Below are 20,800 nucleotides of genomic sequence, written 5' to 3' on the forward strand. Positions count from 1 at the left end.
CTAATGGGAGGATGCAGCAGTAATCCGGAACCACCGGATGCGGCTGTACCCACCGAAACCGCTGAAGCCGCAGGACCTGCTGCTGGCAAAGGGGCAACGGGCCTTACGGCTTTAGATACTCCTGTATGTGAGGAACCGGTCAACAAGCTGCACTACAGCCGGAATCAGCTCCAGGAGATCCGGGAAGCGGCGCAAAAAGCAGGCTTGGCGAACGTATATATTCCTGAGATTGGCGGCGGTCCGGATGATTATTTTGAAGAGGCCAAGGTGGACGGAAACCGGTTGACCCTTCATTTCATCCGGATGGCGATTACTGAATCTATGGAGGAGCTGGAGCCTGGGGGCGGAAATAGAATGGTTACCAAGGTGCAGCTGTCCCCGCAATTGGAAGGAAAGTGGATTAGCGAGGAGGAAAGTACGGTGGAATATTTGTATGGTGAAATAGATAACACCCATTTTGAAATCTTCTCAGCCAGAATGTTTGACCGGAAGGATTTTGAGGATGCAGCGAAATCAATGATTCTGCTCCAGCAGAAATAACACACCTGTAAGTTTCCGATGAGCAGGAGTGATGTAATGGAGAACATACTGGAGTGCAGCAATTTGGCCAAAGGATACAGAAGGAAGGTTGCACTGGACGGCCTCAGCCTGGCCCTTCCCAAGGGGAGAATCGTAGGGCTGTGGGGACCGGATGGGGCGGGCTGCCCGCAAGCTAGGCAGTGATATGTACATTGCTGCAGCAATAGGGGCTGCGATTCTGCATCCAACGGTACTACGCTGCTGGGGTCTGGGGGGACGTTCTATCCATGTCCACAAGTATTACGGCCTTTATGGGGATTAGAGAGCCTGCTATGTATGGCGTAAATAGGCGTCTTAAGAAACCGTTTATCTCTGCCCTGATCGGCGGAGCTGTCGGCGGTGCGTTCCTCAGCTTGTTCAAAGTCAAAGCTTATGTCATCGGCGGACTTGCCGGGCTCTCCCGGATTCCGATGGTTATTGGAGCGACCTTCGTCTATTCGGTCATCAGCTTTGCAATTGGTGCTGCGGTTGCGGCTGTCGTCACTTATATTTTGGGCTTTGAAGATGAGCCTGAAGCTGCTGCAGCGCCGGTTGTGGAAGCAGCACCTCGGGCAGCAGCAAGCGTGACGGCTACGTCTGCTGTAACGCGGGTGGAACCGACGATGGTTAATGAAGAAGTGTTCAGTCCGATTGCAGGTGAAGTGAAGCCGCTGAGTGAAGTGAATGATCCGGCGTTCTCCGAAGAAATTATGGGTCAGGGTTTTGCCATTCAGCCCTCCGAAGGCCGCGTGGTATCGCCGGTCAACGGAACGGTGTTCTCGCTGTCGAAGAGCGGCCATGCGATTGGTCTGGTCAGTGACAGCGGAGCCGAAATGCTGACCCACATCGGGATCGACACCGTGAAGCTGAAGGGACTATATTTCTCGCCTAAGGTTACCGCTGGAACCAAGGTGTCTGTCGGCGATCTGCTGATGGAATTCGATCATGTTGAGATCGAGAAGGCAGGCTACAGCACAATTACGCCGGTCATTATCACGAACATCCAGCAAATCCTGCCTTCCGGCCGCTCCTCCGTTAAGGAGAAGGAGCTGCTGTATACGGTGCTTGCTTAGGCACGGTAGCTGGAAAGCTGAAAAGTTAGATAGCCGAAAAGCCAAAAGCATAAGGCGGGTGTGACTGCAAGGTGTGGGAGGATGTAGGGCTGAGACTTGTAAGTCTGGCGCGAAAGTAATGGAAGAACGACTGGAAGAACGACTGGAAGAACGACTAGAAGAACGATTACAAGAACAAGTGAAAGAACTAGGTTGGAAAAAAGGAGTTGTCTCGCCACGCAGGGGGTCTGCGTTCGGGATGACTCCTTTTGTATCTGTATGCGTATGCGTGCCTTTTTGCTCTGCCCAATTCTGCTCTGCCCTTCCTCACGGAATAGGTGGAAAAAGAGCATTTAATTCTTCTGAAACTGGAGATTTCAGGAATTTAAATGGAAATAATACATCTATTGATTCGGAATCGGCCATTCGATTCGAAATCAGATCAATTAGATGCTTTTTATCCAACTAAACCGTTCTGACGGGATAAAGTCATGAAGTTAAGTGCTATTATTCCACTTGTTGGGTGGCTGTAGAATAGGAATGAGCCTTCCTGCGTGAATTCTAGGCGCAGAAGCGCTGGAATAAAGCCGCAGCGTTAGGACGAAGACATACAAGCGCGAGCTTGGCGCTCCGTCCGGGATTGTTCAAGATGCTAAGGACGGCATCGCTGCTGCGGCGGGGCCGGAGGGTGGAGCGGTAATCATGGATTCGCGACTCCCCAGCCGAGGGGTAGCCGCGAATCCATAGTCCCCGCTCCAGCGGGGCAAGCCGCCTACAGCTTGCCTGCGCTGATCTCCGCGATCGCGGCGTATTCGATCAGCGCTGCAGTGCCGGCGGCCGTGAGCGTGTAGCGGCCGCGCCCGACCCGGAAGAACCACGCATAGTAGTTCTTCTGCAGGTAGGCGGCGGCGCCCGGCACGCCGCTTCGCTTGCGCAGCGCGGCGGGGGTCACGCCGCGCACGGCTGGGTCAGGCGCGCCGCCCAGCGGGGCGCGCCCGTCTGCGAGGCCGGCCGCGCCAGCAGCGGCTTCGGCCTCGAGGGCCTGCAGCGCGGCGGCCACGCGCAGCGCCTTCTCGCGGTAGGCCGTCACGAGCTTGACGCGCGTGCTGCCGCCGGTGTTGTAGTCCCCGCTGCGCTCGCGGAACTCGTAGAGCAAGCGCTCGCGGCGGCGTACAGCGCTGCGGGCCCGCGGCGGCGCCTCGCCCGGCTCCGCGAGCACCTCGACGAGCGGGGCCTTCGTCTTGTAGAAGACGACGGTGATCAGCCCGAGTCCGAGCCGGCGGCACAGCCCGCTGAGCTCGCCCCAGCGCTGGTTCACCGCGCCCTTCTTATCCCGCACGCGTTCCACGGCGAGATAGACGTTAGGGCTAAGGCGCAGCCGTTCCACCCCCTGCAGCAGCAGGGCGAGGTTGAACGATTTTTTCATCTCCACGATCAGTGGCTGATCCTCGTCTTCCCGGATGCCCACCAGGTCGCAGGTCCGTACCTCACCCTTGATGTCATAGCCCTGCCGCTCAAAAAAACTCTTCAAAGGAGCATACAGCTCCGTTTCCTGTTTGATCGCCATTGTACTCACTCCTGCGCTCTTAATGCAGCATAATTATTTAAGGGAAATCATGATTCTCTATTATAGCACAGCAAAAAAGAGGTCAACTATTCCGGGCTCGCCGCATAGGTATGTAATACACTTTCTAAGCTTGGTGGAGCAAGTAGGAGCGCAAGAGGAGGCAGCGAGCCATGGATATTTTTGAGCGTATAGCTTCGTATCGGGCTGAGAACGACCGTTTGGCGTGGAGCGGCACTTTCAAGGACTATATAGAACTGCTGAGACTAGATCCCTCTCCCGCAAAAACGGCTCATTCCCGCGTATACGACATGATCAAGTCACACGGCGTCGAGGACATCAACGGACGTAAACGGTATAAGTTTTTTGAACAGGAAATCTTTGGGCTGGACCGTGCGGTGGAGAAGCTGGTGGAGGAATATTTCCATTCCGCCGCCCGGAGGCTGGATGTGCGCAAACGGATCCTGCTGCTGATGGGACCGGTCAGTGGAGGCAAGTCAACACTCGTCACCCTGCTCAAACGCGGACTGGAGCAATATTCGCGTACGGATGCAGGTGCGGTATATGCCATCGCGGGCTGCCCGATGCACGAGGATCCACTGCATCTGATTCCGCTGGAGCTGCGTCCGGAGATCGAGCGGGAGCTGGGTGTACGCATCGAAGGCAACCTCTGCCCATCCTGCCAGATGCGGCTGAAGAATGAATACCATAGTGATATCGAACAGGTTGGAGTTGTCCGGGTGCTGTTGTCGGAGGAAGAACGGGTAGGTATCGGGACCTTCAGCCCGTCCGATCCGAAGTCGCAGGATATTGCCGACCTGACGGGCAGTATCGACTTCTCGACCATCACGGAATTCGGCTCGGAATCCGATCCGCGCGCCTACCGCTTCGACGGGGAGCTGAACAAGGCTAACCGCGGGGTAATGGAGTTCCAGGAAATGCTGAAATGCGATGAGAAATTCCTGTGGAATCTGCTGTCGCTGACCCAGGAGGGTAATTTCAAGGCCGGGCGCTTCGCGTTAATCTCGGCGGATGAGATGATCATTGCCCATACCAATGAGACTGAGTATAAATCCTTCATTTCCAATAAAAAGAATGAGGCTCTCCAGTCGCGCATGATCGTCATGCCGGTGCCTTATAATCTGCGGGTCTCGGAAGAGGAGAAAATCTACGCCAAGCTCATCGGCCAGAGTGATATGAAGCATGTGCATATTGCCCCGCATGCGCTGCGGGCGGCGGCGATCTTCTCAATCCTGACCCGGCTCAAGGAGAGCAAGAAGCAGGGCATGGACCTGATCAAGAAGCTGCGCATGTACGACGGCGAAGAGGTAGAGGGCTACAAGGAAGCCGATCTCAAGGAAATGCAGACCGAGTACCTGGACGAAGGCATGTCCGGCATCGACCCACGTTATGTTATCAACCGCATCTCCAGCGCTTTGATCAAAGGCGACCTGCAGTGCATGAACGCATTGGATGTGCTGCGGGCGATCAAGGACGGCCTGGACCAGCATCCTTCGATTACGAAGGAGGAACGCGAGCGTTACCTGAACTTCATTTCCATTGCCCGCAAGGAATACGATATTCTCGCCAAGAGCGAAGTGCAGAAGGCATTTGTGTATTCTTTTGAAGAATCCGCCAAAACGCTGTTCGAGAACTATCTCGACAATATTGAAGCCTTCTGCAACTGGTCCAAAATCCGCGACCCGCTCACGGATGAGGAGATGGAGCCGGATGAGCGGCTAATGCGCTCCATTGAAGAGCAGATCGGCATTTCCGAGAATGCCAAGAAGGCATTCCGCGAGGAGATCCTGATCCGCATTTCCGCTTATTCCCGCAAAGGCAAGAAGTTCGAGTACAACAACCATGACCGGCTGCGGGAAGCGATCGAGAAGAAGCTGTTCACCGACCTGAAGGATATTGTCAAAATCACCACCTCCTCCAAAACGCCGGATGAGAGCCAGCTGAAACGCATCAACGAAGTCAGCCGCCGCCTGATTGATGAGCACAACTACTGCCCGATCTGCGCCAATGAGCTGCTGAAATATGTCGGAAGCCTGCTGAACCGCTGACGGGGACGCAGCTTGACGGAACTTGGGGACTGCCGGAAGGTAGTCCTTTTTCCTGTCACGGCTAAATATGTGCTGTTCGTATAGAAGGGAATACCCGGCCATAATCATGACTTCGCTCGGATATTCCCCTTATAAAGATAGACTGGGCCCGGCTTACTCCTGAAGCTCCTTGGCCTCCTGATTCTTGCCGCCAATAGTAAAGCCTAATTGTCCGTTATATTTGCCTACCTGTCCGGTAACGCCTAAGCCTGCGCCCTGACCGCCGCCGAGCTGCGCCTTGGCCTGGGCACCGAGCCCATTGTCACCGCCGAGCTGCAATTGGGTCTGGAGTCCGGCACCTTGACTTAAGCCCAGATGGCCGCCGGCCTCTGCACTCAGACCATGTTCACCTCCGGCTTGCGCCCCCGTATGAAAGTTGGCTCCCTGGCCGCCGCCCAGCTGGGTAGCTGCCTGGGCAGCCAGCCCGTACTTGCCGAAGGCCTGGGCATCTGCATTAAGTCCAAGACCCTGGCCGCTGTCCAGATGGGTGTTACCTTGCGCCTGGATTCCATAAGAAGTGTTGCCGATGTGGCCGTCTGCATGCATACCAGCACCGGTGTATTTAACATTGCCGCCGGCATTTACACCGATGCCGTGTTTACCGCCTACTTCACCTCCGGCATCTACATGAATCCCTTGCCCGCTGCCGACATCTGCGTTCATATGCCCTTTTACGAATTCATTTTTTACACTTTGGTTTTCTGTTGCCGGAAGGGTGTGACCGGGTTCTGAGCGGACCAGATGGTGGTAGTAATGCGAGTAAGGGAAGGAAGTGTTACGCGGAGAATAAGGATAGGCGGATGGATAAGCTTGACTGTTCGGATATTCGTTATCAAAGGTCATAAGGGTACCTCCATTATTCAATTAATTACAACAGCCTATTCATCTCACCCTTGAAGTGATACGATTCAGGGGAGTTAAAAGTGTGTTGTAATGACAGCAGCGCTGTGCTACATTATGAATGAATTTAATATTATTCACTCAGGCGCGGAGGGCTTACAGATGGAAGATAAGAAGGCTGAGATTTTCAGATGCGGCAAAGAGCTGTTCAGTTCCAAGGGCTTCAAGGACACCAATATTTCCGACATTACCAAAATGTGCGGGTTCGCCGTAGGCACGTTCTACAATTATTACGCCTCGAAGGAGAAGCTGTTCATCGATATTTATCTGCAGGAGAACGAGAAGCTGAAGCGGAGCATCCTGCAGTCTTCGGTCAATCTGGATGACGAGCCTGCCAAAGTGCTCAAAGAAATCATGGCGCTTAATTACAGCGGGATCCATACGAATCCAATCCTGAAGGAATGGTACAACAAAGCTCTTTTCAGCAAGCTGGAGAAGGAATTCTATGAGCATGGCGGTATAGAGGGCATTCATGAAATGATGAACAGCGGCACGCTGGAATTAATCCGGCACTGGAAGACCAAGGGGAAGATCAGAGAGGATCTGGAGGACGGCATGATTCTTGCCTTGTTCAACTCCGTGCCGTATATTGACATCCACAAGGAAGAGATCGGGGTTAGCTATTTCCCGCAGATTCTGGATTATTTAGTCGAGTTTATCATGAAAGGCTTGACGGATACACAGCATTGACAAAGGTCTCCGGCTTCTTTTGGCGGCGGCAGAATACACTATTAAATGTTCAGTGGATGTACTGGGCATTTTATTCCGGTTTGAAATGAATGAATATAATTATGTTCATTCATATTTTAAATATAACGAATTGAGGCGTCATTATGAAGACTATCATTATTTACAGATCAGGCCGCAGCATGAACACACAGAAGATTGCAGCCGCTATGGCTGAAGTGCTGGGTGCAGATTTGGCCAAAGTGGAGGACGTTAAGCCGGAGATGCTGTCCGGATATGACCTGATTGGCTTGGGTTCAGGCATTTACGCCTCCAAAATCCACCGCAGGATGTTCAAATTCATCAAAAAGATGCCGCTCCGGGACAAGAATGTCTTTATTTTCTGCACATCCGGATCTGGGGTATTCAAGAATCAAGCGCTGGTTGAGGCAAAGCTGGCGGCTAAAGGCTGCAATGTCATCGCTGAGTTCCACTGTCCCGGTGAATTCAGCCCGCTGGGCTTCAATCTGGACAAAAAAGGGCATCCCAATGAGCAGGATTTCGCGGCTGCCCGCAGGTTTGCAGCTGGATTATTAGATAAGGCTTCCTTAATCCGCTAGAGTAATGCAGCAAAACTGGAACTGACCCGCTGGCTGCCGGTTGTTATAATGGAATCAGCTTTGTGTTAGGGAAAGGCTGGTGGAGCACCTGAATTACAGCAGGGAGATCGAGCGGAGTATTGATTATATTGAGGAGCATCTGCGGGAGAACCTGACGGCAGAGGAGATTGCCGCACAGGCGGGGTATTCGCTGTATCATTTTTGCCGGATGTTCAGCCGGTGCCGGGAGATGCCGGTTATGGAATATGTGCGCAGCAGGAGGCTGTCCCTGGCAGCAGTAGAGCTGTTTGGCGGGCGGCGGATTACGGATATTGCGCTGGAGTATGGTTTTGAGACCCCCGGCGGCTTCGCCAAAGCCTTTCGCAAGGCCTTCGGCTATAGTCCCTCGCAGTATGCGGCACGGATGGACGGGTATCTCCGGGACAGATCGGTATACCAAATCGGGGATTATATCAGGGAGCCCGTGATGGTGAGCAAACCGGCGTTTAGGGTGGCTGGTTATGGCATCGAAACGAACGTGGAGGCCGGAAGCTATACGCAGGACGTCGCTTCCTTCTGGTATTACTATGATGGAGACAATCTGGAGGATAAAATGTACGCCAAGCTGAACCCGCTGAAGCACGGGGAGGTTGGCTTATGTATTCCGGCAGACGATGGCGGCAACGCCGTCTACCTGCTGGGGGTTATAGTGGAGGACTTCAGCCTTGTGGCTGAGGAAATGCTAACCGCTGTTGTGCCTGCTGCGCAGTATGCGGTATTCACGACACCGCCGGTGGATCTCAGCGATGAGGAGAACCCGGATAATTTTGCCCAAGTGGTGAAGTCTACGTGGCAATATATCTTCGAGGAATGGTTCCCGGAAAGCGGTTATGTACATGACGAGGACAAGCTGAACTTTGAGTACTACGACGAGCGGTGCCATGCGCGGGTAGATACGGTGATGGAGATATATGTTCCGGTGATTGAGCGGCGGGGAAAATAGGAGCTAAATACGGCGGAGGCAAAGGCTGTGCGGTGAAGGGCGTAACTGCGGGGATTTTGGACTTCCGGTCGCTGCTAAGATTGGATTTCTTCATTTAAACCGCTGGGCAGCGGTGGAAATCCAATCTTAGCTTATGCTTCCGAAGCGAGCTTTCCTATGGAAAGCTTTCAGGCGAACGCTATCGCTCCTACAGTTCCAAAATCCCCTCCGTTACTCCCACCGCCCAGCCTTTGCCTGCTTATTAGTCCTGTTGTTCCGGCCGCTTGGTGGTGGCGGCCGCAAGGAAGGCCCGCAGCGCACATTCCAATGTGCAGGCGGGCCTGGATTTTGTAAACCGGTAAACCGCGGCTACACCCGCTGGCACTTCGTAAAGGGCGGGTGTGACCACAGCCACAACCAAAACTACAACCAAAACTACAACCAAAACACCAACCAAAACACCAACCAAAACACCAACCAAAACACCAACCAAAACACCAACCAAAACACCAACCAAAACACCAACCACTTACCACTTTATCATGGGAAATTAGCCGGAACTGACTGAATGCCAGCAGTTATGTGTTAGCACAGGTCATCACGCGAGCAAATTCCCCGCTGGGATTCCACTTTTACAAGCTGGTTGTACTTTGTACATTAGAAACCCCTATATTTGTTACTGAACTGCATTCTGTTGTATTTCGTGCATTAGATTTCTGCGTTTAGAGTAAAAAACAGCCTATTCTCTAAATTCAATTGTACAAAGTACAATAGATGCTGTTTTTCAGAGGAATTAGCATTATTCTTCTGCACAAAGTACAATTGCTAGTATTGTAATACCTCATAGAGTACTCTCCGGGCTCAGGTTGAGCTGTGCTAAGAGGACACGCTACATAAACTTCCGCTGCACCTTTTTGCCGTCATAGGTAAAAAGGGCTTTTTTGTCTTCCACAACAGTTTGCAGATGCACGGTGCGGCCCCACAATGAGTAGATATGCGGGAGGGTGCGTTCCAGGTACTTGAGATCCAGCTCGATGCTCTCGTAGCGGTGGGCGATCAGCAATTCGCCGTTACGCTCATAGTCGGCATCCTGGACAACGAGGTACGGTGAACCGCCGTTAACCCGGGCCAGCACAAGCTGGTCACGCACATTTTCCCAGGCTTTGTCGGTGATCTTCCATTCCGGGCCTTTTTTCTCGAAGACATAGAGGTCAAGGTCGTTAACCAATTGCTTCGACAGGTAGCTGCGGATAAAAGAAATGTCGGAATCCAGCTCGCGCACCTCGAACATTTTGTCCCGGTCCCAGCGGCGTTCGATATCCTCGAAGATCTTCAGCCCCAGGTAATAAGGGTTCAGGCTCTGGCGCGAAGGCTGGACTACGGATGAGTTGAGCTTGGCGTATTCCACCGTTTCCTCGGCCGTCAGATCCAGCTCCCGCATGATCCGCTGATGCCAGTAGGAAGCCCAGCCCTCGTTCATGATCTTGGTCTCCATCTGCGGCCAGAAATAGAGCATTTCGTCATGAAGCATGGTCATGATATCGCGCTGCCAGTCCTCGAGGGCGGTGGAGTATTGCTGGATGAACCAGACGATGTCCTTTTCCGGCTCCGGAGGGAAGGTTCGTTTGCCTGCAGTTTCCGGCGTTGGCGGGGCCACATCGCTCTTCTCCAGATCCCACAGCTCACTGTAGGCATTCGCAGGACCGGGACCGCCGGGAGGGGAGTCCTTGCGCTCTTTCATTTTGGCTTCGAGCAGGTGGGTCTTGCCCAGCTTGCGCGGCTGGATCAGGCTGGGATCAATATGCTCCTGAATCGCCAGCACAGAATCGATGAAGTTCTCCACCGTATCGGTTCCATAGGTAACCGAATAATCGGCGATCCGGTCAGCGGTGGCCGACATGCTCTCGACCATATCCCGGTTGGACATCGAGAAGCGCATATTGTTCTTGAAGAAGTCGCAGTGCGCCAGCACGTGGGCGACAATCAGCTTATTCTGCACCAGGGAGTTACCGTCGAGAAGGAAGGCGTAGCACGGATTTGAGTTGATCACCAGCTCATAAATTTTGCTCAGGCCGAAATCGTATTGCGACTTCATTTTATGAAAAGTCTTACCGAAGCTCCAGTGTCCGAACCGGGTGGGCATCCCGTAGGCACCGAAGGTATAAATGATATCCGCAGGACATATCTCATAACGCATCGGATAAAAATCGAGGCCGAACCCGGTAGCAATCTCCGTAATCTCGGCAATCGCCCGTTCCAGCGCTTTAATCTCATCACCGGGCATGCATCCATCTCTCCTTCCAGCTTGTGAACCGTTCTTCTTATGTATATGGGCGGAGGGGAGGGAGTATGATGGCGGGATATTGAACTTGTCTGTACGGCCGGGTGGAAATTAGCAACGATTCGTTTGAACATGGTACAATTAGTTAAAGCTCGTACACATAATCAGAAGGAGGCCAGACATTGTGTCAAATCCGGATGAGAAGAAAATTCATACCTATCAAGATTGGCTAACCTGGGAAGGAACCTGGGAGTTAATTAACGGCAAAGCCTATAATATGTCTCCAGCTCCGACCTCATTGCATCAATATATTGTAGGAGAACTTCATTTCGCCCTAAGGACATTCTTCCAGAACCGGAGCTGCTATGTGTTTGTGGCCCCATTTGATGTGTTCTTCAGTGAAAGTGAAGAGTATCAATCACCTGATCATGTCACTGAGCCGGATATTTCCGTTGTCTGTTCTAAGGACCAAATATCCAAGAGCGGCTGTAACGGTGCCCCAACCCTAATTATTGAAGTGCTGTCACCATCTACTGCACTTAAGGACTTTAATGAGAAGTTCAATTTATATCAGAAGCATGGAGTTCCGGAATATTGGATTGTGGATCCTGGGAATCGAACGGTTCATGTATATACTTTGGAGGATGGCAGTTACCAGGTACGTCATTTATATACGGAGCAGGAATCGGTTAAATCCATCGTCTTTAAAGATTTACAAATTCCAATGAACACGTTATTTAGTTTATAACAACAAATACAATCAGCCGGCGGGATATATCCTTGGCCGGTTGTTTTTGTACTCAGAATCGGGCCAGATATGATCTGGGAAAAATTAGGATATAGAAAAAGCCTAGCTCATATGCGATATACGCTAATGGGTTAGGCTATTTATAATGATCACATTACCGATTAACACCCAGTAGTATCCGTTAAACTCAAAACCAGGGAAGTCAGAAACTCCATCAGCTTTATATTTGGGTTCATCAGCCAAAACAGACTTAGAACGCCTAAAGACGTTCATAGGGTCTACTTTTAATTCCTTCATATGGGCAAGTGCTACCCGAGCGTAAGTAGTCCAGAGAACCTTGTATTGGTCAGATTTCATTCTGGGCCTCTTTCAGTAATTGTGCAAACTCCTCTTCGCTGTCACTGTATGTGGAAATCCCTTCCTTACGATCCTTTTGAGCTAGCTGTAGTTGAGACAGAACACCTTCATCTTTAAAAATAACTGAAGTCATTCGCTTCTTTTGTTCATCTGTAAATGTAGGCCGCTCATCTTTCCTTTGCAGAGTAACGTTAAATCCAAAATTTTCTTCAATTAGCGGGACCAAGTCTTTAAGGTCTACGTAAGATTTGCCCTGAAAGCTCTGTTCTAATTGTTCCTTGGAAATGGACATTCTGCTCACCTTACTTTCGCTCATTATATCATAAACCAATAGCAATCTTATTGTGTTAAGATTACATTTATTAACACTTGAATATCATGATTTTCTAGATCTAAAGGGGGCCAATCTGTATGAGCCAACACTGTTGTGAATTACATGAGATCGTCCATAAAATGACTCGGCATCATTTTCCCTTCGAGGACAACGTGATCCCCAGAAATGGGGTCTATTTGCTTTTTGAAACGGGGGAATACGGGCATGATGCGGAACGGATCGTTCGAGTTGGTACCCATACAGGCCTTAATCAACTTAGGTCGCGTTTGAAGCAGCATTTTGTTCAGGAGAATAAGGATAGAAGTATATTTCGCAAGAACATAGGTAGGTGCCTGCTGAACCGAGACAAAGATCCATACGCAAGTGTATGGGAACTCGATTTTACAACTCGGGAAGCTAAACTTAATAATGGTCATCTGGTAGATCCAGCATATCAGTCAAATATCGAGAACAGAGTCAGTGATTATATACAGAAGCATTTCTCATTTTGTGTGCTGGCTATAGAAGATAAACAAGAGCGTTTATCTTTGGAATCCAGGCTCATATCTACGTTATCGTTATGTGATGAGTGCGCTCCTTCTGTTCAATGGCTTGGGATGTCATCACCCCATGAAAAAATAAGAAGAAGTGGACTTTGGCAAGTGAACGAGTTGTATAAAGAACCCTTGAATAACCAAGATTTTGACAGAATCGAGGTACTCGCCAGTGAATCGAGATAAATCGCTTTGTATTATTCCCTGCGGTGCCGCGAAAATATGGGATAAACAGCCTTCAATTGGACCTGTAGAAGCGCAGAACGTTTATACAGGTGTTTTTGCCGTGGCCTGTCAAAGGTATGCTAAAACCTTCTTCGATCATTGGGTGATTCTGTCTGCAAAATATGGTTTTCTATTTCCTGAGGATATGATTCCAGAGGACTATAACGTGTCCTTCATTAAGCCTTCCAGTGAGACCATTCTTATCGCTCAATTGAAAGAGCAGGCTGAAAGCAAGGGATTATTCAAATATCAGGAGATTACGGTGCTGGGCGGCAAGCATTATGCGGATCGAGCTAAGGCTGTATTTAATCAAGGACAGGAATTGTTCTTTCCTCTAAGCGATTGTACGGGGATCGGCTATATGCTGCAAAGGTTGACCCGAGCGCTGGAAGGACATGAGGAGATATCTGGAGATTCACTGGAGTCACCGTCTGAAGTTAATGTACGGCCTACTTTGAAAAAGCATAGAGATCAGCCGAAGAATCTTATGGAGAATAACGTTGGGAAATACGTTTCACTCTATCGATATTTACTGAGTACCGAAGGTAAGCAAGTGATTATGACTATAGGCCAAATCGAGACGGTACTAGGTTTCGCACTGCCTGCATCTGCAAGTAAATATCGTCCGTGGTGGGCTAATGCTTTGACGAATACACAAGCTAAATCTTGGCTGCTCGCTGGTTGGGAAGTGGATTCAGTCACGCTTGGAGAGAAGACTGCATTCAGAAAAATAGGCGATGAGGTGTAGCTCTGTTGAAAATAGAAATCGGAGAATCCTTGATGCTCTCATGGCTGAGACATGCAAAGAATTGTCAGCTTGTTCAGTTGAATTGGAAGCCATCGGTGAAGTCGTGGGAGATTCATAACGAAGCGGTCGTCGAAAGTATGATGAAAGATTCAGACCTGTATTTTAAAGAGAAATACAGCCTTGATTTGTTTAAGCAAAACAGTTCATTCTCTCAACTACTCCAACAGGCGGAGATTGATGCTTTGGGTATGGAAGTTGGAGGGCTAAATGGTGTTGAGAGTATATACGGAATAGATGTAGCTTTTCATGAGTATGGCCTGAATTACGGCTCCAAGGAAGAAACAATTTCCAGAGTGCTGAAGAAAATGATTCGCACTGCTATGGCAATTCATGGGTATTTCAATTTGAATGCTGGAAATATTATATTTGCTGCTCCAAAAATATATGGAGCAATACGTGAACCGCTGCAACTCTACATAGCCGAACTCCAGGATCTGTTCCATGCAAAAGGTTTAGATTTTCGCTTTGAGCTCCTCTGCAATGAGGACTTCAAGGAGAAAATTTTCAATGTTGTAACAGCCTTATCTAATTCTGTGTCAGATACTTCGGAGCTGTTTATGCGAAGTATACAAATGTATAATCTTTTCGCGGAGGATAAACAGCCAGTAAACCTACCGAAATCGCCAGTGAAAACAAAGAAATTACCTGCTGATTTTAAAGGATCTGAGGAAATAAAGATTGGTGCTTTTGTTAAATCCAGTTTTGAACGCTTGATTGCGAATGATGTATTAACTGTGCAAGAGATTGAGCGGTTGCAGCGACTGGACTACTCGAAGAAAACATTTAACATCACTTATCCTGTATTGAAGAAGGTCGACCCTAACCTTTCCTTGACCGAACAGCGGAATATCAACGGACGACCCAGATTCTACGCTGATCCGTATTTGATCTATGGTTATGATTATCTATTATGTAATCATTGGGTGGAGAACCTCAGTAGAAGTTATTTCGATGCATGGCTAAGACGTATAGATGAAACAAATGTAGGGGACTCAATTTGAGTCCTCATTTTTTAATACTCCCCTTGTATTTAGACATGTTATTATGGACTTAGGAATATTTTCCTATGCATCATTTTACATTTCAAGAATAAATCATCCAGAGGTGAATGGTATGAGTAATAGCAATTTAAACTTTCTTGTCGAACCATTGGAACATTCTATCCGATCTGGCCAAAATGGCTGAGCGGAACGTTTATATTAACCCGAATACTTCTCTAATTAAGCAAGCTTGGTATGTTTGGGGAGAAACGATAACGAAATACATAGGTGAATTTGAGTTAACTCCAGGTATGAAGCAGAAGAGCTATAATTTAGGCAGACAGCTAGGCACCCTAAACCGTCAAGATGAAGCAGCGTTCAAAGATCCCAAGCTGGAAAGCTATCATTCGTCTACGGAGATCTTTGAACTCCCGACATTGGATGACGATGAGGCGTTCCTTCTGTAGAACAGTATAATTATAAAAATTTATTTGGAAGGACTGTTTGAATCTGTGGCTAATAAAAATGAAATCTTAAATATTGAAATTAATAATATTGAAACTGACTTTGATTTTGAAGAAATTGAAGGTTTTTTATCAAAACAGTTGGAAGAAAGCTTTTCTGATTTAGAGCTACTGGAAGGTGATAGAGAAAAATTATCTGATCCTGATTCTTTAGGGAAAATAGTCTTGGATGAGGTTTGGAAACAGTTTGGGAATCAAATTGGTCTCGACATGACTAATGAAACATTAATTCAAAAATATGATAGAGAGCATCCTGAAGAGTATAAGGATATTGCCGATTCCGTTATGCAAGATAAACGATACAAAGATGCCAATAAGGCAATGAAGGAGCAACAACAAACTGGAAATTTGAAGGATGAGTACACAGGAAAAGACTTGAAACTTGGAGAAAAGGCTAATTTAGATCATGTCGTATCAAGAAAAGAGCTATTCGATAATCAAAGAAGGAAGCAAGCAAATTTAGATGTAGCTAGCCTTGCCAACAAAGGGGAAAACCTAAAGCCGACAAACGAATCTTTAAATAAAAGTAAAGGAGCCAAGAGTAACAAAGAGTATACAGAAACCCGTGAGACTAGGGAAAAATCTCTGGTTGAACAAAACGAAAAGGCAAATAAAAAGATTGATGAATCAAATATGTCCGATGCTGATAAACGTTGGCAAAAAGAAGAAAATAACAAACGTTTTAACAATAAAATTGCTGCTGATGACGATCTTATGATGAAAGCTGATAACGGAGCAAGAAAAGCAATTAATAAAGATATTCGATTGGATGTAGCTAAAGAAGTAGGGAAAAAAGCTGGGAAAGATGCCTTAAAGACAATGGCTATCTCAGCGCTTTTTACACTGTTGAAAGAAATCATGAATGGTTTAGTCCGTTTTTTCAAGGGGAAATCTAAGTCGCTTAATGGATTCTTATCTAATATGAAAGAATCTATAAGATCATTCTTCTCCAAAATATACAGTGTTCTTCAGACGGGAGCATCAACTTTAATCGGCACAATAGTATCTGAAATTTTCGGACCTATAGTAAGTCTATTCAAGAAATTATCAAGTTTTATTAAGCAAGGGATATCGTCTGTTGTTGAAGCCGTTAATTTTCTTCGAGATAAGAAAAATAAGGAAAAACCTTTGTCCGTAAAGGTAGCACAAGTTGGAAAAATAATAACAGTTGGATTAGTTGGTGGTAGTGCAATTTTCTTAGGAGAGGTTTTTGAAAAGTTCTTATTTACTACAGTTCCTGGAATGCAAATTGAGATCCCACTGATTGGCACTCTTGCGAATATGATTGGTTTGTTTTTATCAAGCTTAGTGTCTGGATTAGTTGGCGCAATCGTACTAAATCTTATCGATAAATTTATCTCCAGAAAGGCAAAAGAAGAGATTGATCAGCAAATTATTTATAAGAAAAATAAGCTTATAAATCTTCAGCAGGTACAACTATTTGCAGCTGAAAGCTATGTAGCCGCAAGTAAAGAAAATGTTATGAGCGAAATTTCAGAGAATCACACATTAGCGAAGGACATAATGCAACAATCGCTTACTAAGATATTTGCTGGAGATAAGGCCAATGATAAAAAAAATAAAGAAATCATTAGTGATAATCAGAAAAGTTTAGTTCAAATGCAAAATGATTTAGAAGATTTACTTTGAGGTGATCAGAAATGTCAATTAAAACCGAGACAAAGCATAATCAAAATAAAAACCAGATAGCCATTATGAATAACAGCACCAATGATTTCAATAAAAAGAAAAATAAATTAAAAGAATTTAGTGAAAAAATACCTAAAGAAGAGATTTTACCTAGTGTTCCAGGTTCAAGGGGACCTTTTGGGTTGTTTGATTATAAAGTAACGGGTGATGACCTGAATAGGCTGACTCAAAATATTCAGGATAAAATGATTAAACAGAATCAAGTTCTTGTTAGAACAATTAAAGAATTCAACACTATCTACGATACGTTTTCCGCATTAGATAAAGAATATATTCATGGAATTTTGATCTCATTGAAAGCAGCTGAAGAAGCTAACGCGAAAGCATTAAAAGGAATCGAAGGCGTTCAAACAAATCAAAATGAGATCACACAAATAATTAATCAGCAGAAGCAAGTCATCCAAGTTTTGAAAAAATTCAAAGAAAAAATAGAGAAGATCGAACACTTAACCGATGTTGATATAATTTTCGGTAATCTTTCAACAATGCAAAGTAAACTTAAAGCATTTGAAACCAAGGTTGAGGCTCAAGATCTGACATTAGCCGATCTTACCGATGAAGTGAAATCATTCTTATCTTCACTTTCAGTTTTTCAAGATGATTTCAATTACTTAAAAGAATTTCAAGTTGAACAATTTCAAGCAGTTTCAAATCAAAATGAAAATATATCTAAAATCGAAGTAATAATTACAGAAAATAAGACTAACATCGAAACTCTAAACCAAGAAATTGATATTCATGAAGAGAAACTCATTGATATAAAACGATTAATTCAGGATGATATCCAGATCTTATCTGAAAAAGTCGTTCAAAACAATTCTGAGTTCGATGCCAAACTGGATTTAATGACTAACGAATTCACAACAAACAAGAAAGATATTGAAGATGCTATTCAGAAACTCAATAGTGGAATCGAGCAACAAGCAGAAAGTATATCTGCATATATCAAAACTCTAAATAAAGAAATTGATATCCATGAAGAGAAGCTCAATGATATGAAACGATTGATTCAGGATAATATCCAGATCTTATCTGAAAAAGCCGATCGAAAAAATTCGGAGCTTGATGCTAAACTGGATTTAATGACTAACGAAGTCATAACAAACAAGAAAGATATTGAAGATGCTATTAAGAAACTCAATGTAGGAATAGAGCAACAAGCAGAAAGTATATCAGCATATTTTGAATCTGAATTATCAATGGCCAAAAATGAGGTTGTTGAGCTTAATCTGTTGACAAGAAATTTATCAGAAACGTTGAAGATTACTCAAATTATTTCATTTACAACTATCACTATCATATGTATTCTAGTAGTTTTGATAATAAGTGAGGTTTTATGATGATTTCAGAGAATTACAAATACCAGCTGATTAAAGAAACAAAGCAGTTAGATGTTTTCTTGGGACAAACATCTGATTTTGAACGATTAGTTCGAGAAATAACTGATGAACAAAATGATAGGGCTGTTTTAGAGTTAATCAAAAACTTAGGTATCTTAACTAAGAAACAATCCTTACCTAACATGGAACAAAAGCAAGAAAAAATTGTTGAGATGTTATATAAATATCTTGGAGCATCAAAAGTTGATGGAATTTTCCAGGACTTAAAAGAGTCGTCCAATGTCTCACTAGATGTGCTACTTAACCAATTAGATGATTTGGTTGGTCTCGAAAATGTGAAGCAGCAAGTCCGTGATTTGATTGATTTTAATCAAGTACAACATTTACGGGAGAAAAACGGACTAAAGAAGTCTAACAAAACTTTACATATGGCGTTTCTTGGAAATCCTGGTACAGCTAAAACTACAGTGGCTCGTATTGTTGGGAGAATGTACAAAGCTATCGGATTACTGAGTAAAGGTCAATTCATTGAAGCGAGCAGGACTGATTTAATTGCTGAGTATCAAGGACAAACAGCAATTAAGGTGAAAAGATTAATTAATCGTGCAAAAGGTGGAGTCCTATTTATTGATGAGGCGTATAGCATAACAGAGAATGATCATAGCGATAGTTATGGGAGAGAAAGCCTTACTGAGTTAACAAAAGCTCTCGAAGATTATCGCGATGACCTAGTTGTGATCGTAGCTGGGTATACAAATTTAATGGGGAAGTTCTTTGAATCCAATCCAGGATTAAAGTCAAGATTCAATACATTTATTTCATTCAGTGATTACTCACTCGATGAGCTTGTTCAAATATTCAATTACACGTGCAATCAAAATGATTATGTTGCCCAAGAGGAGGCAATTGAAAAAGTCCGTAATGTGTTACAAATGAAATTAAATGAAAAAAATGATCACTTTTCAAATGGTCGTCTTGTGCGGAATTTGTTTGATGACATAACGCTGAATCAATCAAAGAGACTCTCTAGGTTGACGGAGCATATTACTAAAGAATCGTTGATGTTAATTACTAAAGAAGATGTCTCTCAAGATATAATATTTGGATAGTCGTAGTGATCATTGTAAACCAATTCCGATAGTTAGCTAATATAAATAACCACGTTTAATAAGAACTTCATAATATTCATCCAGATAAAATCAGACGGAAAGGACTGAGCCTATGGCAAAGAAAAATTTATCTGAGGAAGATATCAAAGCCAGATATATCACACCAGCAATCACTAATGCAGGATGGGATATAAAAAAACAAATTCGTCTGGAATATGCTTTTACGGCTGGCAGAATCATACTTCGTGGTAATGTCACAACTAGAGGCAAGAGGAAAAGAGCGGATTATGTTCTGTTCTATAAAAACAATTTTCCTCTAGCTGTCATTGAAGCAAAGGATAACAATCATTCAGTTGGTGCAGGTTTGCAGCAAGCCATTGCCTATGCAAAAGCACTCGACATCTATTATGTATATGCTTCCAATGGGGATGGATTTATTGAGCAAAATTTAATCACGGGTGAAGTAAGTGAACTAAGCCTTGGAGAATTCCCCTCGCCAGAGGACTTATATAGACGATACTTAAATGATAAGAATGTAACCGATGCAGAAGAAAAGGTGCTTCTCGAACCTTATTATTATGTGCCTAATTACAAGATCCCTAGATATTATCAGCGTATAGCTATTAATCGAACTGTGGATAATATTCCAGTTGTGCTTTCCCTTCGTCATTATCCCCTGTTATACGCATAATATATTTATCATTTGCAGCATACAAATCCTTGTTTGCATTAATTAGAGCTTGTCTCATTCGCTCTGCATGTTCAATATCCACACAGAAAACAATCGTTTTGCTAAATCTGTCTGTCTTCTTTAAAAACTCAGTAATCTTGGCTGCAATCACCCTCGTCCTGTCATCAATAACCAAGGTTCTGTCATAATCCTTGATATTATATTCTCTATCCTCAATTTCATAGCCATGTTTATTGACTTTCCCAATCTCTGGTCGATACCCTTCAAGGTCTTTATCAAGGCCAATTCTTATCACTTTATATGGGGCTAAATAGCCATCATCAATCCCTTGCTTTAAAGAATACTCGTAAATAGGCTCACCAAAGTAAGCTTGGCTTGAGGTTTCCTTCGTTTCAATAGGTGTAGCAGTACATCCTACATGAGTGGCTGATGAAAAGTAATCCAAGATTTTTCTCCATGCAGAATCCTCTTTTGCGCTGCCTCTATGACACTCGTCTATAACAATCAGATCGAAGAAGTTCGGTTGAAATTGCAGATAGGCTTCTTCTCCGTCATCACCTGAAAGCTGCTGATACAGAGCAAGATAAATCTCATAGGAACTGTCTAGGGTTCTGTTCTCAACCTTTGTCATTTTACCGCCAAATGGCTTGAAATCACCTGATATCGTTTGGTCTACCAATACATTTCTGTCCGCTAAAAATAATATTTTCTTCTTTAACCCACAGCGAATA

The 20,800-nt window shown here is 45.5% G+C and carries 23 protein-coding genes; 17 read left to right on the plus strand and 6 right to left on the minus strand.

Features of this window, described 5'->3' with window-relative positions:
* Positions 1-3: 3 nt before the first annotated feature.
* The 3 genes from NSU01_RS09920 to NSU01_RS09930 all read left to right on the plus strand — a co-directional run bounded on the left by NSU01_RS09920 (position 4) and on the right by NSU01_RS09930 (position 1,631).
* On the plus strand, positions 4-540 hold the full coding sequence (locus NSU01_RS09920) for a hypothetical protein (protein ID WP_042135182.1): 537 nt from the start codon (positions 4-6) through the stop codon (positions 538-540).
* Positions 541-576: 36 nt separating this feature from the next.
* Positions 577-723, plus strand: coding sequence for a hypothetical protein (locus NSU01_RS09925; RefSeq protein ID WP_156118576.1), 147 nt, complete (start codon positions 577-579; stop codon positions 721-723).
* An 83-nt stretch (positions 724-806) separates the two neighbouring features.
* Positions 807-1,631 (plus strand): glucose PTS transporter subunit IIA, encoded by an 825-nt coding sequence (locus tag NSU01_RS09930; protein WP_256703746.1) that lies wholly within the window; start codon positions 807-809, stop codon positions 1,629-1,631.
* 751 nt (positions 1,632-2,382) lie between these two features.
* On the opposite strand, the gene NSU01_RS09935 is transcribed toward NSU01_RS09930, so the two are convergent.
* On the minus strand, positions 2,383-3,177 hold the full coding sequence (locus NSU01_RS09935; protein ID WP_076242666.1) for a DUF2161 family putative PD-(D/E)XK-type phosphodiesterase: 795 nt from the start codon (positions 3,175-3,177) through the stop codon (positions 2,383-2,385).
* Between the two features lie 170 nt (positions 3,178-3,347).
* On the opposite strand from NSU01_RS09935, the gene NSU01_RS09940 reads away from it, so the two are divergent.
* Positions 3,348-5,243: a PrkA family serine protein kinase gene (locus tag NSU01_RS09940; protein ID WP_076242667.1), complete on the plus strand. Its 1,896-nt coding sequence runs from the start codon at positions 3,348-3,350 to the stop codon at positions 5,241-5,243.
* A 153-nt stretch (positions 5,244-5,396) separates the two neighbouring features.
* On the opposite strand, the gene NSU01_RS09945 is transcribed toward NSU01_RS09940, so the two are convergent.
* A complete protein-coding gene (locus NSU01_RS09945; RefSeq protein ID WP_052421748.1) occupies positions 5,397-6,125 on the minus strand; it encodes a hypothetical protein in 729 nt (242 codons plus the stop codon).
* A gap of 159 nt (positions 6,126-6,284) precedes the next feature.
* Between NSU01_RS09945 and NSU01_RS09950 the strand changes: the two genes are divergently transcribed.
* From NSU01_RS09950 to NSU01_RS09965, 4 genes are all read left to right on the plus strand, one after another.
* A complete protein-coding gene (locus tag NSU01_RS09950) occupies positions 6,285-6,872 on the plus strand; it encodes a TetR/AcrR family transcriptional regulator (protein WP_042140920.1) in 588 nt (195 codons plus the stop codon).
* 143 nt (positions 6,873-7,015) lie between these two features.
* A complete protein-coding gene (locus NSU01_RS09955; RefSeq protein ID WP_076242668.1) occupies positions 7,016-7,468 on the plus strand; it encodes a flavodoxin domain-containing protein in 453 nt (150 codons plus the stop codon).
* Between the two features lie 79 nt (positions 7,469-7,547).
* Entirely contained in the window at positions 7,548-8,450 is a 903-nt protein-coding gene (locus NSU01_RS09960; RefSeq protein ID WP_256703747.1) for an AraC family transcriptional regulator, read from the plus strand.
* Positions 8,451-8,830: 380 nt separating this feature from the next.
* Positions 8,831-8,983: a hypothetical protein gene (locus tag NSU01_RS09965; RefSeq protein WP_179093421.1), complete on the plus strand. Its 153-nt coding sequence runs from the start codon at positions 8,831-8,833 to the stop codon at positions 8,981-8,983.
* 335 nt (positions 8,984-9,318) lie between these two features.
* Here the strand turns inward: NSU01_RS09965 and NSU01_RS09970 are convergent, their stop codons facing one another.
* Positions 9,319-10,713, minus strand: a complete 1,395-nt coding sequence (locus NSU01_RS09970) for a SpoVR family protein (RefSeq protein WP_042135191.1) — start codon at positions 10,711-10,713, stop codon at positions 9,319-9,321.
* 181 nt (positions 10,714-10,894) lie between these two features.
* On the opposite strand from NSU01_RS09970, the gene NSU01_RS09975 reads away from it, so the two are divergent.
* Complete coding sequence (locus tag NSU01_RS09975; protein WP_179093422.1) at positions 10,895-11,458, plus strand: Uma2 family endonuclease; 564 nt, start codon at positions 10,895-10,897, stop codon at positions 11,456-11,458.
* A gap of 123 nt (positions 11,459-11,581) precedes the next feature.
* On the opposite strand, the gene NSU01_RS09980 is transcribed toward NSU01_RS09975, so the two are convergent.
* The gene (locus NSU01_RS09980; RefSeq protein ID WP_076242670.1) at positions 11,582-11,815 is read right to left on the minus strand and encodes a hypothetical protein; all 234 of its coding nucleotides are present in this window, start codon (positions 11,813-11,815) and stop codon (positions 11,582-11,584) included.
* Positions 11,805-12,107: a hypothetical protein gene (locus NSU01_RS09985; protein ID WP_076242671.1), complete on the minus strand. Its 303-nt coding sequence runs from the start codon at positions 12,105-12,107 to the stop codon at positions 11,805-11,807. Before NSU01_RS09985 ends, NSU01_RS09980 begins: the two co-directional genes overlap by 11 nt.
* Positions 12,108-12,226: 119 nt before the next feature.
* Between NSU01_RS09985 and NSU01_RS09990 the strand changes: the two genes are divergently transcribed.
* The 8 genes from NSU01_RS09990 (at position 12,227) to NSU01_RS10025 (ending at position 20,069) form a co-directional block, all read left to right on the plus strand.
* Complete coding sequence (locus tag NSU01_RS09990) at positions 12,227-12,868, plus strand: hypothetical protein (protein ID WP_076242672.1); 642 nt, start codon at positions 12,227-12,229, stop codon at positions 12,866-12,868.
* The gene (locus tag NSU01_RS09995) at positions 12,855-13,655 is read left to right on the plus strand and encodes a DUF6884 domain-containing protein (RefSeq protein WP_076242673.1); all 801 of its coding nucleotides are present in this window, start codon (positions 12,855-12,857) and stop codon (positions 13,653-13,655) included. The genes NSU01_RS09990 and NSU01_RS09995 overlap by 14 nt, the downstream gene beginning before the upstream one ends.
* A gap of 5 nt (positions 13,656-13,660) precedes the next feature.
* Complete coding sequence (locus tag NSU01_RS10000) at positions 13,661-14,716, plus strand: hypothetical protein (protein WP_076242674.1); 1,056 nt, start codon at positions 13,661-13,663, stop codon at positions 14,714-14,716.
* 137 nt (positions 14,717-14,853) lie between these two features.
* Complete coding sequence (locus NSU01_RS10005; protein WP_076242675.1) at positions 14,854-15,162, plus strand: hypothetical protein; 309 nt, start codon at positions 14,854-14,856, stop codon at positions 15,160-15,162.
* A 45-nt stretch (positions 15,163-15,207) separates the two neighbouring features.
* The gene (locus NSU01_RS10010; protein ID WP_076242676.1) at positions 15,208-16,869 is read left to right on the plus strand and encodes a hypothetical protein; all 1,662 of its coding nucleotides are present in this window, start codon (positions 15,208-15,210) and stop codon (positions 16,867-16,869) included.
* A gap of 11 nt (positions 16,870-16,880) precedes the next feature.
* Entirely contained in the window at positions 16,881-18,269 is a 1,389-nt protein-coding gene (locus tag NSU01_RS10015) for a hypothetical protein (protein WP_076242677.1), read from the plus strand.
* Positions 18,266-19,378 carry an AAA family ATPase gene (locus NSU01_RS10020; RefSeq protein ID WP_218639429.1) on the plus strand — a complete coding sequence of 371 codons (1,113 nt, stop codon included), beginning with the start codon at positions 18,266-18,268 and terminating at the stop codon, positions 19,376-19,378. Before NSU01_RS10015 ends, NSU01_RS10020 begins: the two co-directional genes overlap by 4 nt.
* 112 nt (positions 19,379-19,490) lie before the next feature.
* On the plus strand, positions 19,491-20,069 hold the full coding sequence (locus NSU01_RS10025) for a type I restriction endonuclease (RefSeq protein WP_083705140.1): 579 nt from the start codon (positions 19,491-19,493) through the stop codon (positions 20,067-20,069).
* On the opposite strand, the gene NSU01_RS10030 is transcribed toward NSU01_RS10025, so the two are convergent.
* Complete coding sequence (locus NSU01_RS10030; protein ID WP_218639432.1) at positions 20,002-20,799, minus strand: DEAD/DEAH box helicase family protein; 798 nt, start codon at positions 20,797-20,799, stop codon at positions 20,002-20,004. The genes NSU01_RS10025 and NSU01_RS10030 overlap by 68 nt on opposite strands.
* Position 20,800: the final 1 nt, after the last annotated feature.

This window comes from Paenibacillus sp. FSL H8-0259 (genome assembly GCF_037963255.1).
Lineage (GTDB): Bacteria > Bacillota > Bacilli > Paenibacillales > Paenibacillaceae > Paenibacillus_AQ > Paenibacillus_AQ phytohabitans.